The 15,345-nt window shown below is 59.5% G+C and carries 12 protein-coding genes and 1 tRNA gene; 4 read left to right on the forward strand and 9 right to left on the reverse strand.

The genetic code is table 11. The features are described 5' to 3' along the window. Positions 1–764 precede the first annotated feature (764 nt). The 7 genes from MHX65_RS11065 to MHX65_RS11095 all read right to left on the reverse strand — a co-directional run bounded on the left by MHX65_RS11065 (position 765) and on the right by MHX65_RS11095 (position 5,962). A tRNA-Leu gene (locus tag MHX65_RS11065) sits at positions 765–838 on the reverse strand. A gap of 40 nt (positions 839–878) precedes the next feature. Next, positions 879–1,844, reverse strand: a complete 966-nt coding sequence (locus MHX65_RS11070; protein WP_005280018.1) for a Ppx/GppA phosphatase family protein — start codon at positions 1,842–1,844, stop codon at positions 879–881. A 9-nt stretch (positions 1,845–1,853) separates the two neighbouring features. Further along, a complete protein-coding gene (locus tag MHX65_RS11075; protein WP_023026136.1) occupies positions 1,854–2,402 on the reverse strand; it encodes a DUF501 domain-containing protein in 549 nt (182 codons plus the stop codon). 8 nt (positions 2,403–2,410) lie between these two features. Beyond that, entirely contained in the window at positions 2,411–2,971 is a 561-nt protein-coding gene (locus MHX65_RS11080) for a septum formation initiator family protein (protein ID WP_239270114.1), read from the reverse strand. Positions 2,972–3,149: 178 nt separating this feature from the next. Then, on the reverse strand, positions 3,150–4,427 hold the full coding sequence (eno, locus tag MHX65_RS11085) for a phosphopyruvate hydratase (protein WP_023026132.1): 1,278 nt from the start codon (positions 4,425–4,427) through the stop codon (positions 3,150–3,152). Positions 4,428–4,519: 92 nt separating this feature from the next. After that, positions 4,520–5,281: a lytic transglycosylase domain-containing protein gene (locus MHX65_RS11090; RefSeq protein WP_239270115.1), complete on the reverse strand. Its 762-nt coding sequence runs from the start codon at positions 5,279–5,281 to the stop codon at positions 4,520–4,522. A gap of 90 nt (positions 5,282–5,371) precedes the next feature. Continuing rightward, positions 5,372–5,962, reverse strand: coding sequence for a MazG nucleotide pyrophosphohydrolase domain-containing protein (locus MHX65_RS11095; protein ID WP_239270116.1), 591 nt, complete (start codon positions 5,960–5,962; stop codon positions 5,372–5,374). A 69-nt stretch (positions 5,963–6,031) separates the two neighbouring features. Here MHX65_RS11095 and MHX65_RS11100 point away from each other — a divergent pair, with 69 nt between their 5' ends. The 3 genes from MHX65_RS11100 (at position 6,032) to nadC (ending at position 9,595) form a co-directional block, all read left to right on the forward strand. Then, complete coding sequence (locus MHX65_RS11100; RefSeq protein WP_239270117.1) at positions 6,032–7,507, forward strand: amino acid permease; 1,476 nt, start codon at positions 6,032–6,034, stop codon at positions 7,505–7,507. A gap of 129 nt (positions 7,508–7,636) precedes the next feature. Next, a complete protein-coding gene (gene nadA / locus MHX65_RS11105) occupies positions 7,637–8,659 on the forward strand; it encodes a quinolinate synthase NadA (protein WP_370657804.1) in 1,023 nt (340 codons plus the stop codon). Next, on the forward strand, positions 8,660–9,595 hold the full coding sequence (gene nadC / locus MHX65_RS11110; protein WP_239270118.1) for a carboxylating nicotinate-nucleotide diphosphorylase: 936 nt from the start codon (positions 8,660–8,662) through the stop codon (positions 9,593–9,595). Between the two features lie 41 nt (positions 9,596–9,636). On the opposite strand, the gene mfd is transcribed toward nadC, so the two are convergent. Both mfd and MHX65_RS11120 read right to left on the reverse strand, forming a co-directional pair. Continuing rightward, positions 9,637–13,278: a transcription-repair coupling factor gene (gene mfd, locus MHX65_RS11115; RefSeq protein WP_239270119.1), complete on the reverse strand. Its 3,642-nt coding sequence runs from the start codon at positions 13,276–13,278 to the stop codon at positions 9,637–9,639. Then, positions 13,279–13,896: a TetR/AcrR family transcriptional regulator gene (locus MHX65_RS11120; RefSeq protein WP_005282075.1), complete on the reverse strand. Its 618-nt coding sequence runs from the start codon at positions 13,894–13,896 to the stop codon at positions 13,279–13,281. Between the two features lie 610 nt (positions 13,897–14,506). On the opposite strand from MHX65_RS11120, the gene MHX65_RS11125 reads away from it, so the two are divergent. After that, on the forward strand, positions 14,507–14,932 hold the full coding sequence (locus MHX65_RS11125; protein ID WP_239270120.1) for a hypothetical protein: 426 nt from the start codon (positions 14,507–14,509) through the stop codon (positions 14,930–14,932). Positions 14,933–15,345 lie beyond the last annotated feature (413 nt).

Below are 15,345 nucleotides of genomic sequence, written 5' to 3' on the forward strand. Positions count from 1 at the left end.
ACGAGACTGCGTCGCGCTTGAACTGCTCGGTGTAGGTCTTGCGTGGCATGGTGGAAAGGTACCTCACTTCCCCAGCGAGATGCTGGTTTCAAGGTGTCCACCATCTGGGGGTCAGGTCCGTGTCCCGAATCTTGTTGCTAGGAACTTACTCTCATGTCGGGTGAGCCGCCGGAAAAGTCCTCGGCGTAGGACCAACAGATTGCAAAAGAGCATCTGCCTACGAGGCAGATCACCATGGTGATCTGCTCTGTTAGGGCGCTACCGCCCCTCATTCCTACTGCTCTTTTCTCGATCCTTCGCCGCCCATCATGCTCGGTCTGGTGCACCGAGGATTTACTATCCGTAGCTTCGATATAAGCTTAGAAGAGGCATCTTCTTCATGAGCTGATCCTCAAGTGCCTAGACAGTCATACTTCGGCCGAGAGTTAAGGAACACCTTGCGATTTACACTCATTTCCACTGCCACAGCAATCATCATGACGCTGGCGGGAGCTAGCGCATTTTTCATCCCTGCATTCATCGCAGTCGGAATTGCCATCGACGGCAACAACCGGAAAAACCGTACAGCCTAAAATTATTGACGCAGGTCCAGACAAGGAGCTGTGGACCGGCTGGGATTGGGCTGCACGCGTCTTTGACTCGCAGATTAGGTGCGAGAAAGGCATGCGAACAGGCTGGGCTCTCCCAGCCAGTTAAAACGCTAGGCCCAGCCATACTAAAAGTCTCGAGACACCATAGGAACGATGTCTCGAGACTTCAGAGCGTGCCCCCAGTGGGACTCGAACCCACACTGAATCGATTTTAAGTCGACTGCCTCTGCCGATTGGGCTATGGGGGCGGGCGCAAGGAATAGTGTAGGACACTATTCCTAAAAAGAGTTAATGAGGGGTCGATTCACTAACCAGACCAGCAATGATGCCGTCCAGGATGTCTTTTTCACTGATGAAGAAGCTGCGTGCATCGCTAGTGCGCTCGATGAGCTGCATGATTCCTTCAACTGCTACTGCCCCACCGCCGATGACATCGGCGCGGCCAGGGTGAATGACGGGATTCAGGGCGCGTTCCTCCGAAGGGATGCTGACGAGTTGCTTGAGCAGCACTCGCAGGGCATCAAAACGTAGCTCCGAGCCGTGGATCGCATCGGGGTCATAGCGCTCTAGGCCCTGGGCCAGGGCGGATAGCGTGGTAAACGTGCCCGCACAGCCCACAATGGTGCGCGCCTTGGACATGGGGACGATCTTTTCCACCTCGCCCATGCGCTCTGCCACGTATTCGGAGGCAATCTCGATTTCTGATTCCGTGGGCGGGTCGGTGCGCATGATGCGCTCTGTCAGGCGCACGCAGCCCATGTACGCAGAGTGCGAACCTAGAATCTCTTCATCTGCGGTGCCCACGACGAATTCGGTGGACCCGCCACCCAAGTCAATGACGCAGAAGGGACCGCGGTCCGGCTCCATATCGGCGACCGCGCCGTTGAAGGACAGGAGTGCTTCTTCTTCGCCGGATATAACCTCCGCCTTTGCGCCGGATTGGATCTGCCCCAAAAGCTCGGCGGTCATATCGAAAAATTCCTGCTGGTTCTTCGCATCGCGGGTGGCACTGGTTGCCACCATGCGCACGCGGGTAACCTTCTCGAACTTCATCTGGCGCACATAGCCCTCCAAGGCCACGCGGGCGCGCTCTAAGGCATCGGGCGCGATTTCACCCGTTGCATCCACGCCTTGGCCCAGACGAATGATTTCCATGGTGCGGGTGATATCGCGCACCTTGCCGTCTTCATCGATTTCAGAGATTAAAAGGCGAATGGAATTGGTACCGCAGTCAATGGCTGCCACGCGAGTCATGTCGTACTCCTATTCAGCGTTGGAAAAATCGAACTCCGCCAAGTCAATGCCCAGCTCTTCCACCGTGGGCCAATCCTGCGGAATCGCCGTACCGCGTAGCTTACCGTGGTCGGCCGCCATTGCCACGGCCTCGGTGCCGAGGCGGAAGTGCTGGGGGCCTTCGGCAAGCGCATAGGCGATGAGCACGTGCAGGCACTTCACCCGCTCGGGCATGCCGCCGCCAGAAAAATCTGTGCCCAAGTCCTCAATCTCATTGCGCTTGGCCAAGAAATGCTCATGGGCCTGGTGGTAGTCGGCAGCAAGCTCCTTATCCTCGGCCAGGCGGGACTCCATCCACTTCATCACGTGGGCGACCTCCAACCGGGAGGCTTCCGCGGTCAGGCGGGGATCGGTGAGGTAATACAGTGTGGGAAACGGGGTGCCATCCGGCAACTTGGGAGAAGTTTTAATCACGGCCGGTTGGCCATCCGGTGTGCGGAACGATACCTCCAGCACGCCGCGTGGGGTGCGGCCCAATTGCTCGGAAACGATGGCTAAATCTGCATCAGTGACGGTCATGCGAACAATTATCGCACATCGTCACTCTCCTCAGGCGCTGGCTCAATTGGCAGGTGCTGCGACTCGCCCGCTGGGGCCTCTTCTTCCGGCGGCTGCGCCACCGAATCCCACAACACCTCAAACCACGGGCGCGAATCTTCCTGCGACTGACCATCGGTAGTGACCTGGTCATCGGGCTGAATATTAGGATCGAGGATGCGGTACGCGGTCTCACCCTGCTCTACCACGCCGAAGCGCCGCCGGGCTTCCTGCTTGATAAAGTCCTCTGATTTATATTTATCGATCTCTTCTAATAGAGCATCTTTTTCATCCTGCTTCGCCGCAATCGATTCATTCAGCCGAGCGATTTCGGAGCGGCCGTGGTAGTAATTGCGCAGCGGCACCGCGATGATGACGAGCACCACCAACACAAAAACAACGATGACGGTCATGCCAACGATGCTCATGCGATCGGGCTTGCGGTTCTTCTTTTCCTGCGCCCGCTGGGATTTGCGGATATCCGCAGCACGCGAGGCCACCGGAACCCTAGTGCGGCTCCGGCGGCGCTCCGTCTTCTTCTCACGTGCCATAGGGTTACTATCCTAGCGCCGCCACACCAGTAACACAGGCGTGGCACGCGCGGAATTTCATCAACTTTCTCAGGCGCTCGAGATGCTCAGAACGAGCAAGCCCCCACCGCACCTTTTCGGGGCACATCGGGGGCTAAATTCCTAGCGGCGTCTAGCTTCTAGACTAGACCGCTAGGCCTTAAGCGTTGAAACGCGGGAAGGCGGAGCGGCCGGCGTAGACGGCGGCATCGCCAAGCTCCTGCTCAATGCGCAGCAGCTGGTTGTACTTAGCCACGCGCTCGGAGCGGGCCGGGGCACCGGTCTTGATCTGGCCGCAGTTGAGGGCGACGGCCAAGTCCGCAATGGTGGTGTCCTCGGTCTCGCCGGAGCGGTGGGACATCATGGTGCGGTAGCCATTGCGGTGTGCAAGCTCTACGGCATCGAAGGTCTCGGTCAAGGTACCAATCTGGTTGACCTTTACCAGCAGCGCGTTGGCCGCCTTCTTATCGATGCCCTCCTGCAGGCGAGCCGGGTTGGTGACGAAGAAGTCATCGCCGACGATCTGGACCTTATCGCCAATAGCGGCGGTCAGGGTGGTGTAGCCTTCCCAGTCGTCTTCCTGCAGTGGGTCCTCGATGGACACGATGGGGTACTCGTTGATGAGCTCCTCGTAGACCTTGGACATCTCCTCGGCGGTGTGCTCGCCGCCTTCGAAGTGGTACTTGCCGTCCTCGTAGAACTCGGAGGAAGCGACGTCGAGGGCCAAGGCGACGTCCTTGCCCGGCTCGAAGCCGGCCTTCTTAATGGCCTCAACGATGACGTCGAGCGCAGCGCGGGTGGAATCGACGGAAGGAGCAAAGCCGCCCTCATCGCCCAAGCCGGTGGACAGGCCCTTGTCCTTCAGGACGGCCTTCAGGGAGTGGTACACGCCAGCACCGATGCTGAGGGCCTCGGTGAAGGTCTCCGCACCGATGGGGGCAATCATGAATTCCTGCACATCCACGCCGGAGTCAGCGTGGGAACCGCCGTTCAGGATGTTCATCATGGGAACGGGAAGAACGTGAGCGTTCGGGCCGCCAATGTAGCGGTAGAGCGGCAGCGCGGCGGACTCGGCGGCAGCCTTAGCGGTAGCGATGGACACACCGAGAATGGCATTGGCGCCAAGGCGGGACTTGTTATCCGTGCCGTCCAGCTTGATGAGCGCCTGGTCAATGAGGCGCTGGTCATCAGCCTCGAGGCCAGCGATTTCATCGCCGATTTCCTCGTTGATATTCTCTACGGCCTTCTGCACGCCCTTGCCTAGGTAGCGGTCGCCGCCGTCGCGCAGCTCGTGTGCCTCGTGCACACCGGTAGATGCGCCGGAGGGAACGCCGGCAACGCCGTGGGCGCCGTCGTCCAAGAAGACCTCGGCCTCTACGGTCGGGTTACCGCGGGAATCCAAGATTTCGCGTCCAAATGCGTGGATGATACCAGCCATGCTGTAACTCACTCCTTATAGATGATGTTCGTCGCTGAGCCAGTTAGTTCAGTTACATGCCCAATTGTTCCAGAAAACCGCCACGCGTGAGGCTAGCGAGCCGGTTGCGGGACCGAGTAGGCATTGGCCGCATGGGCTACCTTGTCCAGATATTCCCTGGACTGGTTGTAATTTAAGATGGCCTCTTCCCACTGATCCGGGTCATTGAGATCCCTATCACCAAAGCACAAGAGGTTCGCCGCGCCCAGGGCGGCATCGTCAATCTGGTTCGGGTCGGCCTTGCCATCGCCATTGGCGTCGCCGCCGGCGGACTCCCACGAGGTAGGGATGAACTGCAAGGGACCCACCGCGCGGTCAAATTCCGTATCCCCGTCGATTTCGCCGTTATCGGTATCCGGGGTGTGCGCGGTGTTATTCGAGCCATCCAGGGTGATGCCGACGATCGGCGGCTGCGGGTAGCCGTTGTCATCCAGCTTGGAGGACTTAAACCAGTTGCCGTTATAGGTACCGTGCCGAGTCTCTACAAAGCCCAAGCCTGCCAGGGTATTCCACCGCAAATTGCAGCCCGGGTGCTGCTGCCGGGCGATAAGTTCGGCGTTGCCATAGGCGCGCAGCGCCTGCGGCGGGATATCGGTAGCTTCCGCCAGATCCGATGCCCAGTGGGTGAGCTTATCGGCCGTGCGGCCCGGCGCGTTGACATCGATATTGGCCACCTCTTTTCCACCTACGGGCGGGGTGGCGTCTGGGACCGAAGAATCATCGGTGGAATTGGATACAATTAGCCCCATTACCAGCGCAATGATGATTACTACGGCTAGCCCGCAGCCCCCGATTGTTCGCAGCAGCCTGTTCATGAGTAGCCATCCTACTAAGTGAAATTCACCCCGCCGGATAACTACACGCGCCCGCCGCGCGTAAAAGTCCCTGCGACTTTCACCCCACTTTTACTCCCGCGATTTCCCCTCCGCCCAGAGGCGGTTTTGTTCTTCTACGCCCACTATTTCCGCCGTGCCATCAAAGAGATACGGCGCGCGGGAGCGCATCTTGCGCACGAAACTTGTGGCGACATCGTCAAGCGAGAAGGTAGAAATCTCGGCGTGAAAAAGCACCTGCAGGAAAACATCCCCAAGCTCTTTGAGCAATTCCTCCTCGGGTGCGTGCTGGCGCACGGCTGCTGCAAATTCCCCCGCCTCCTCTTCTAGGTACGGCAGGAGCGATTCATGGGTCTGCTCGCGCTCCCATTCGCCGATACGGCGGGCCGTTGCCATAGCGCTGCGCGCTTGCATCACGGCATCGTCAAGCGACTCGGCCCTAATGACCTGTTCCCCGGTGGCAATGCGCGCCTGGGTTTCCGGATCGTGTTCATCGGTGGTGACCAAGGTGCCGGTGGCATCATCGCCACTTAAGAGATCCGAGAAGTTCCACCGCACTGATACCGGTACTTCCCCGGTGAACTGAACGGGGCCATATAACTTGCCATAGGCGCGCATGGGGATCATGGTGGGCCAGCGTTCATCGAGCAACAGGACTGTCATAGCTACAAAGTCTATCCCGTGTGTTTTCTCAAGTTCCCTTTAACGGGGCAGGCGCGGTACTTTAGGCCAATGACCTCCAGCCAAAATAAGTCCCACTCGGTGTCATTGTGGACGCTTGTCGCGCTGATTATCGGATCCACCGTCGGCGCGGGCATATTTTCGCTACCCCAAAATATTTCCTCCGTGGCAGGCCCAGGTGCCATGCTCATCGGTTGGTTGGTGGCGGGTATCGGCATGCTGTCCGTTGCCTTCGTCTTCCAGATTTTGGCGTACCGAAAACCCCACCTTGATTCCGGCGTCTATTCTTATGTGCGCGCTGGCCTGGGTGATTTCATCGGCTTTACCTCAGGCTGGGGCTACTGGCTGGGCTCGGTGATGGCGCAGGTGGGTTATGCCACGCTGTTTTTCAATACGATTGGGCATTACCTGCCGCTTTTCGATGCCGACCACCAGTGGGCGTCCGCCATCGCCGTCTCCCTTCTATCGTGGGGAATCTTCGCCGTTTTGGCCCGCGGGGTGCAGCAGGCCGCATTCATGAACCTGGTGACGACGATTGCCAAGATCGTGCCCATCCTGGCCTTCATCGTCTTGGTCGCGTTCATCGGCTTTAGCTGGGATAAATTCACCCTGGATTTCTGGGGGCGAAATTCCAATGCCAGCGTCTTTGAGCAGGTCCAAGGCATCATGCTCTTTACTGTCTGGGTCTTTATCGGCGTAGAGGGCGCCTCCGTCTATTCCAAGCAGGCCGCTAAGCGCACGGATGTCGGCCGTGCTACCGTCATTGGCTTCTTCTCCGTGCTGGCGCTCTTAGTCTCCGTATCCACCTTGAGCTTTGGCGTGATGACCAAAGAGGAGCTGGCCGCGCTGCCGGATAACTCCATGGCTTCGGTGCTTACGGAGGTCGTCGGCCCTTGGGGCGGCGCGCTGATTTCCATCGGCCTGTGCCTCTCGGTCCTCGGTGCCTACGTTTCCTGGCAAATGCTGTGCGCTGAGCCCATCGTCATGATGGCCATCGATGGCCTCATTCCCCGCCGCATCGGCACCATCAATGTGGCCGGCGCCCCGTGGGTGGCGCAACTGATTTCCACCTCCGCAATCCAGATCTTCATCGTCGTCTTCTACGTCAATGAGGCGTCCTATGCCGCGATGGTGCAACTGGCCACCATCATGTACCTGCTACCCTATATCTTTTCCTCGCTGTATCTGCTACTGCTAGCGATACGTGGAAAGGGCGTTACCCACCCACACGCCGGAACGCGATTCGACCTGTCTGGGCCAGATATTCCCAAACGCGAAAACCGGCGCCACTTTGGCATCGCGCTAGTGGCCTTCGTGTACTCGTTGTGGCTAATTTACGCCGCCGACCCGGTTTATATTCTCTTCGGCGCCCTCGCCGTCGTGCCGGGACTTATCCCATATGTGCTCACCCGCCTCTCGCGCCGCGAGAAGCTTTTTAATGGATTTGAGTGGTCAATCGTCATCGTTGTGCTGGTTGCCGCTATCATCGCCGCGGTCGGCCTCACCCAAGGATCACTGGAACTCTAGTCTCCCTGCCCCACCAAAAAGGGCTACATCGGCGCGCTCGCCCGCCATCGCAAGTGGTCTTGGACACAGACAGTTTAGTACGGTAATTACACCCCACTAATTCTTGTGAATATCACTTTTGGAGCACTTGTGACTCAAACCAATGCGAGCGTTATGCCCTCTGCCACTCCTGCTGGTTCAGACCCCGCGGTAGACAAGGCCTGGGCGGAGCGGATTAAAGAGTTGGCGGAACAGCGCAATGCGGTGATCCTGGCGCATAATTACCAGATCCCGGAGATCCAGGACGTTGCCCACCACACCGGCGATTCCCTGGCGCTGTCCCGCAAGGCGGCAGAAACCGATGCAGATATCATCGTCTTTTGCGGCGTGCACTTCATGGCGGAATCCGCCAAAATCCTTTCGCCAAATAAGAAGGTCCTCATCCCCGATGAGCGCGCCGGGTGTTCCCTGGCAGATTCCATCACCGCAGATGAGCTGCGCGCATGGAAGGCCGAGCACCCCGATGCCCTAGTGGTCAGCTACGTCAACACCACCGCCGAGGTCAAGGCGCTGACCGATGTCTGCTGTACGTCCTCCAATGCCGTCGACGTGGTCAATTCGCTGCCGGCGGATAAAGAAATCCTCTTCTGCCCCGACCAGTTTTTGGGCGCCTACGTCAAGCGCGAGACCGGCCGGGAAAATATCCGCATTTGGGCCGGTGAGTGCCACGTGCACGCCGGCATTAGCGCCCAGCAGCTAGCCCAACAAACCCAAGATAACCCGGACGCGGACCTGTACATCCACCCGGAGTGCGGCTGCTCCAATTCCGCTTTGTACCTGGCCAACGAGGGCTTGGTGCCGCAAGAGCGCGTGCACATGCTCTCTACCGGGCAGATGATCACCCAGTCCCAGAAGCAGCCGCAGAACAAGGTGCTCGTTGCTACCGAGACCGGCATGCTGCACCAGCTGCGCCAGGCCGCGCCGGATATCGATTTCCAGGCCGTCAATGACCACGCCGAGTGCAAGTACATGAAGATGATCACCCCAGACGCCTTGGAGCGCTGCCTGGTGGAAGAAACCGATGAGGTCACGGTGCCAGAAGATATCGCGAATGCGGCGCGCAAGTCCCTCGAGGCCATGATTTCCATTGGCAATCCCGGCGGGGGCGAGTAAATGGACAACCTGCGCCTGCCGGATTGCTCCGCGCTCATTGCCACGGCCTTGGATGAGGATTTCGCTTACGGGCCCGATTACACCTCGCTTGCCACGGTGCCGGGTGAGAATCGTTGCACGGCGGAGTTCACCGCGCGCGAGGCCGGCGCCATCGCAGGCTTGGGCCTTATCGAGCAGGTCCTTGACGCGACCGCCCAGCGCTTGAGCCAGTGGGGCGTGGATACAGGCGCCGCGCTTGCCGATGCCCCGACCTCCACCATCACCCTCCACTCCACCGACGGCGACAGCGTTACCCCAGGCCAGGTCATCGCCACGGTGCAGGCCCCTACCCTCTTGGTGCTGGCAGCTGAGCGCACCATGCTCAATATGGTCTCGCACGCAAGCGCCATCGCGACGCAGACCCGGTGTTGGGTCGATGCCATCGCGACAACGGCGGAGGAAACGGGGACTCCGGATAGCATTAAGCAGGCCCAGGTGCGCGATACCCGCAAAACCCTGCCTGGCCTGCGGGCGCTGCAGAAATACGCCGTGCGCGCCGGCGGCGGGGCAAACCACCGCATGGGCTTGGGCGATGCCGCCATGATTAAGGACAATCACGTACTCGCCGTGGGCGGCAGCGTGGCCACGGCCCTGCGCCGCGTGCGCGAGCATGCCCCGGATATCCCCTGCGAGGTCGAGGTCGATACCTTGGACCAGCTCGAGGAGGTCCTCCCGTTGCACCCGGATATGGTGCTGCTGGATAACTTCGCGCTTGCCGATGTCCACACCGCCGTCCACCGCCGCCAAGCGCTCAGCCCAACCACGGCGCTAGAAGCCTCCGGCGGGTTGCAGCTTGAAAACGCCGGCGAGTACGGCACCTCGGGCGTGGACTATATCGCCGTCGGCGCCCTCACCCACTCGGTTCGCGTGCTGGATATCGGCTTGGACTTCTCCTAAGCGCCGAGGGGCTACGCGCCCTTCGGCTTCTCGCCCATCGGCTACTCGCCTACGCTGATGACCGACCCGGCGCCGGCTTCCTCGCCGGAGACGTTGATGGGTTGGACATCAAAAAGCGCGCTTAAGAAGTCCGCTGCCCACTGGATAAGCTCCTCATCGCGCAGCTTGGGCGAGGTGACATTGCGCCCGGCCTTGGGGAAGGGCACGTTGATGGCCTTGGCCGCAGCGCGGAAGCTCGACCCCGGGTAGAGGCGCTTCAAACGGACCTGCTTGGAATCCGGCAGCTCCACCGGGTGGAATTTCACGCGGGTGCCCTGCACGGTAATGTCTGCCACCCCGGCGCGGCGGGCTTGGTGGCGCAGTCGCGCCACGGCGAGCAAGCGCTCGACCTCCTTGGGCAAGGTACCGAAGCGGTCTTCCATTTCCTCCCGCGCCGCCGTGAGATCCTTGTTGTCCTGCGAGGCCGCGAGCTTGCGGTAGACCTCAAGGCGCAGGCGCTCGGAGTCGATATAAGACTCTGGGATGTGCGCATCCACGGGGAGATCGATGCGGATTTCCTTCGGGCCTTCGTCTGTTACCGCAGGTGCCTCGCCGCGGGCCAGGGACTTGAAGGCCTCGACGGCCTCGCCGACCAAGCGCACGTAGAGGTCGAAGCCCACACCTGCGATGTGGCCGGATTGCTGGGCACCCAGCACGTTGCCGGCACCGCGCATCTCAAGGTCCTTCATGGCCACGGCCATGCCGGCGCCCAGATCGTTGTTCTGGGCGATGGTGGCCAGGCGGTCATAGGAGGTCTCGGTCAGCGTGGCGCCCTTGGGGTACAGGAAGTAGGCATAACCGCGCTCACGGGAGCGGCCCACGCGCCCGCGCAACTGGTGCAGCTGCGACAAGCCCATGTGGTGGGCATTTTCCACGATTAGTGTATTGGCATTGGCGATATCCAGGCCGGTTTCCACGATGGTGGTACAGACCAAAACGTCATACTCACGGTCCCAGAATCCCTGGACGGTCTTTTCCAGCACGTCCTCATTCATCTGACCGTGGGCGACGACGATGCGCGCTTCTGGCACCAAGTCGCGCAGTTCGCGCGCCTTCTTTTCAATATCGGAGACCTTATTGTGGATAAAGAAGGTCTGGCCATCGCGCAACAGCTCGCGCCGAATGGCTGCCGCGACCTGCTTGTCCTCGTAGGCACCAACATAGGTCAGCACCGGGTGGCGATCTTCTGGCGGGGTGAGGATCGTCGACATTTCGCGGATGCCGGCCATGGACATCTCCAGCGTGCGGGGAATCGGCGTCGCGGACATGGTAAGCACGTCGACGCTGGCTTTGAGCGCCTTGATGTGTTCCTTGTGCTCCACGCCAAAGCGCTGCTCCTCATCGACGACGATAAGGCCCAAGTTCTTCCAGTGCACGCCGGTTTGCAGCAGGCGGTGCGTGCCGACGACGATGTCAATCGAGCCATCGGCAAGCCCCTTAAAGATCTCCGTGGCTTCCTTCTTGGAGGTAAAGCGCGAGAGCACCGCTATCTTGACGGGGAAACCGGCCATGCGCTCGCTAAAGGTATCGTAGTGCTGCTGTGCCAGCAGTGTGGTCGGCACCAGCACGGCGACCTGGGTGCCATCTTGGACCGCCTTGAAGGCGGCGCGAATGGCGACCTCGGTCTTGCCATAGCCCACATCGCCGACGACCACGCGGTCCATCGGCACTGTGGATTCCATGTCCTCTTTCACCGCGTCGATGGCCAACATCTGGTCTTCGGTTTCGACGAAGGGGAAATTATCCTCCATCTCCGCCTGCCAGGGGTTATCGGGCGCGAACTGGTGGCCCGGAGCGGCCTGGCGCTTGGCATAGAGATCCACCAATTCGCCAGCGATCTCGCGCACGGCGGCGCGCGCTTTTTTCTTGGTGTTCTTCCAATCCGAGCCGCCCATCTTGGATAGGTGGGGCGATTCGCCGCCGGTGTACTTGCTGAGCAAGTCCAGCGAATCCATCGGCACCCACAGCTGGTCCGCCGGCTGCCCGCGCTTGGAGGGCGCATATTCCAGCACGATGTATTCGCGCCGGCTGGTCTCATCGCCGGATTGGATGGTGCGCTCGGCCATCTTCAAAAACTTGCCGATGCCGTGCGTTTCATGCACCACAAAATCGCCCTGCTTGAGCGCCAGCGGATCCACCTTATTGCGGCGCTTGGCCGGCCGCCGCTTAGCGTCTGCAATATCGCCAACGCGGTTGCCGGTCAGGTCCGTTTCCGTGACCACGACGAGCGGCAGCGCCTCAGCGTCTTTGAGCTTGCGCACCTTGGGAAAGACCAAACCGGCATGGCTGAGCGCCTGATACAAGGTGACCTCGCCCGCGCTGGGTTCCCAACCGGGGGTGGCCACCTTGGTGCGAATGCCCTGCTCGGCAAAGCGCTCCACCATGCGCTTGATGGCGCCCTGGGCAGGCGCGATAAACGCCGCGCGCCCGCCGGCGTTGGTATGCGCGAGCAGCTGGGCCATCATGGCGTCGATTTCTTTGATATCTCCGCGCGGGGTGGGCCCGGGCTCGAACTCGAGCGGCAGGGTTTCTTCCTCTGGCCCGGCCAGCATACCCGGTGGGGAAAATGTCCACAGTGGCTGCCCGGCCTCGCGAATGGAGACCTCCAAAGACTCAAAGGAGCGGTAGCTCGAACCTTCAGTATCGAGCCCTTCCGTGGACAAGGGGCCATCCGCGCCCATGGCGGCGGCCTCCCACCCGGCGGCGAGGAATTCCGCGTCGGTCTTTTCCAGGTCCTCCACGCGGCGCCTGATCTTTTCCGGTGCCACCATCACCACGTGCGTGGCGGCGGGAAGGAACTCGGAGAGGGTGATCAGTGGGGCATCGGAAAGCACGGGCAACACCGCCTCCATGCCCTCTGCCGGAATATGCTCGCTGACCTTGGTGAGCAGCTCCACCAGCGCTGGGTTTCCGGTATGCGTCGACGCCAGTTTGGCCGCGCGCTGCGCCACCGCATCCGTAATCGGCAGCTCGCGGGCGGTAAAGATATCCACGCGGCCGACCTCGATTTCCGGGATGGTGCGCTGGTCAGCGACAGAGAACTGGCGGATATCGGTAACCTCATCGCCCCAAAACTCCACGCGCACCGGGTAATCCAAGGTGGTGGGAAAGACATCGATAATGCCACCGCGGGTGGCAAACTCACCGCGCTTAGCCACCATGTCCACGTGCTTATACGCCCTAAATTCCAGGCTGCGCACCACATCATCAAAGTTATATTCGTGGTCTTCTTCCAGATGCACCGGGGCGCGGCCCTCGATGTCCTGCAGGATGGGCTGGGAGAGCCCGCGCGCGGCCGTGACAATAATGCGCAGGTCATCAATGTTGTGCAGCACCTGCGCGCGCTTGCCGATGATATCCACGCCCGGGCTCAGCCGCTCGTGCGGCAGCGTCTCCCACGACGGGAACATCGCGACTTTATCGCCCATCATCGCGGTAAGCTCCGCGGTGAGATCCTCCGCCTCGCGGCTGGTGGCCGTGACCGCCAGCACCGGCGCGTGGTGGGCCAAGGTGCCAAGAGCCCAAGGGCGCGCCTGATCAATACCCGTAATGTGCAGGTCCTGGCCCACATTGGCCACAAGCCCCTTGAGCTTCGGGTCCGTGGCCGCGACCTTAAGCAGACCTGCCAGCATTGGCGTCGCCATTTACTTCCTGCCTCCTAGCTTGGGCTTAATTTCCATACCGGACAAACCATTCCAGCATAGATTGACTATATGCGTAGCGACGACTTCCTTATCCGGTTTATCCGGGCTGCGCTCATCCAACCACCACTGCGCTGTGGTAGAGACCATGCCAACGAGGGCCTGCCCATAAATATTGGCTAACTCCGGATTAATACCGCGGTGCTCAAAAGCTTCGCCCAAGATATAGGCCACCTGCCCCACCGCGGCATTCAGCAGCGTGGAAAAACTGCGTTCCTCGCCCGGCTTCGAATCGCGCACCAAGATGATGAAACCATCGGTTTCTTCCTCAACGTAATTCAGCAGCGCCATTACGGCCTGCTCGATGCGCTCGCGCCAGCTGCCTTCTTCTAAAGAATCCTTAATGACTTTTTCCAGCGCCAGCATCTCCCGATCCACGACCACCGCATACAGGCCTTCTTTGCCCCCAAAATGCTCGTAGACCACCGGCTTCGATACGCCGGCGCGGGACGCAATCTCTTCAACGCTGGTGCCTTCAAACCCCAATTCCGCGAAGGCGGCGCGCCCAATGGAAATCAATTGCTCGCGGCGCTCGCGTCCGGTCATTCTCTGTCGAACCATGCCTTCTACCATATCCTTTGCCCCACCCCTACCTAGTAATTTGTTATTTACCCGGGGGCGTCAGGTACGCTATAGCTACAGCAATCGCTGTGGTTCCCCATGGTGTAATCGGCAACACTGCGGTTTTTGGTACCGCCATTCTAGGTTCGAGTCCTGGTGGGGAAGCATTTTCGCAGCCCTCTCTAAAGGCATAAACGCCGGCGAGAGGGATTTTTTAGTTTTCTCTTTGCAGTGGCCTCAGAAAAACAGTCACCAAGAGAATCGCCCAAACGCGAAAATCTACTAATCTCAGGGCTCGCTGTCTTTAGCGATCACATTCATCGGCGGCAAATTAGTGCTCCTTCTTCCCTCTCCCTAGGACCAATAGATCAACCCGCGGAAAGAGGCCCTGCGCAGGCTCATCGATGCCATCCCTCCACGTATTTATCCCCCTGTAGATCCTCAAGATACGCAGAGATTGACCTCCCTAAGTTTTAGAGGAAAAGTAAAACACACCTGACTCATTCCTGTGTGTTCCGACACAAAAGCTGAATATTTTATAAATAAGCATTAGTATGTTTCCGGTGTAAACACCCACCTTTTGAAAACAAAATTCCATCAAGGAGGAATCATGCTGCGCAAAGCATCCGTCGGACTTACCACCCTGGCCATCGCCACCACCACCGCAGTGGCACCGGCACTCGCTGAAGACACCACTCCCGAAACCACTGCAGCCGAGACCACCGCAGCGGTAGAAACCACCACCGAGACCGCCCCAGAGCAGGATGACAACGGCTCCTCCAAGCTCAACAAGGAGAACATCCACGACAAGCTGGACGAGCTCTCCAGCAAGCACCAAGATAACAAGCAGGATCTCGGCGACAAGCACGAAGAGCACAAGGAAAACTTCCACGCCAAGCTCGACGAGCTCTCCAGCAAAACTGATGACTTCAACGAAAAGGCCGAAAAGTTCATCAAGAGCATTGACTTCAGCAAAATTCAAGACGCACTGAAGGTCATTGAAAAGATCATCGAAATCTCCGCTAAACTCGCCTAACTCAAACGATCTCCACAATTCCACCAATGCTCTGGGTGTATTCCAAACACCTAGAGCATTTCTCTTTTCTCAAATTCACCGAGCTAGTCCCCTCCTAAAGGGCAGAACCCCTCCAAGATTAAGGGACACCGGTCATAAGAAACCGTCCAGTGCGCCACGTGCGCATTGGACGGTCTCACTGGGTTCCCAAAAGAACCAATTATTGAGCGCCCTGTATAGCCACAAAGCTAATACAGAAGCGGGATGGGACCTGACCCCCCGACGTGTCCACTGTCCGGGGGTCAGGCCCAATGGGCCCGAACCCCGGAAAGTGGACACGGGGATTTAATCAAGATGCGATAGTAAGTGTAGCTGATCCGGCGGCTTCGAAGGCGTTCGGCGAGCGATAGCCGCACCACGAGTGCAAGCGCTTG

Origin of the sequence: Corynebacterium sp. ACRPS (assembly GCF_022346005.1) — a bacterium.
Lineage (GTDB): Bacteria > Actinomycetota > Actinomycetes > Mycobacteriales > Mycobacteriaceae > Corynebacterium.

Excerpts from the sequence above, each read along its gene's own strand:
- MHX65_RS11075 (WP_023026136.1), bottom strand. The coding sequence starts at position 2,402 with ATGACCGTCACTGATGCAGATTTAGCCATCGTTTCCGAGCAATTGGGC.
- MHX65_RS11120 (WP_005282075.1), bottom strand. The coding sequence starts at position 13,896 with ATGGTTCGACAGAGAATGACCGGACGCGAGCGCCGCGAGCAATTGATT.
- mfd (WP_239270119.1), bottom strand. The coding sequence starts at position 13,278 with ATGGCGACGCCAATGCTGGCAGGTCTGCTTAAGGTCGCGGCCACGGAC.
- MHX65_RS11090 (WP_239270115.1), bottom strand. The coding sequence starts at position 5,281 with ATGAACAGGCTGCTGCGAACAATCGGGGGCTGCGGGCTAGCCGTAGTA.
- MHX65_RS11125 (WP_239270120.1), top strand. The coding sequence starts at position 14,507 with ATGCTGCGCAAAGCATCCGTCGGACTTACCACCCTGGCCATCGCCACC.
- MHX65_RS11070 (WP_005280018.1), bottom strand. The coding sequence starts at position 1,844 with ATGACTCGCGTGGCAGCCATTGACTGCGGTACCAATTCCATTCGCCTT.
- eno (WP_023026132.1), bottom strand. The coding sequence starts at position 4,427 with ATGGCTGGTATCATCCACGCATTTGGACGCGAAATCTTGGATTCCCGC.
- MHX65_RS11080 (WP_239270114.1), bottom strand. The coding sequence starts at position 2,971 with ATGGCACGTGAGAAGAAGACGGAGCGCCGCCGGAGCCGCACTAGGGTT.
- nadC (WP_239270118.1), top strand. The coding sequence starts at position 8,660 with ATGGACAACCTGCGCCTGCCGGATTGCTCCGCGCTCATTGCCACGGCC.
- MHX65_RS11095 (WP_239270116.1), bottom strand. The coding sequence starts at position 5,962 with ATGACAGTCCTGTTGCTCGATGAACGCTGGCCCACCATGATCCCCATG.
- MHX65_RS11100 (WP_239270117.1), top strand. The coding sequence starts at position 6,032 with ATGACCTCCAGCCAAAATAAGTCCCACTCGGTGTCATTGTGGACGCTT.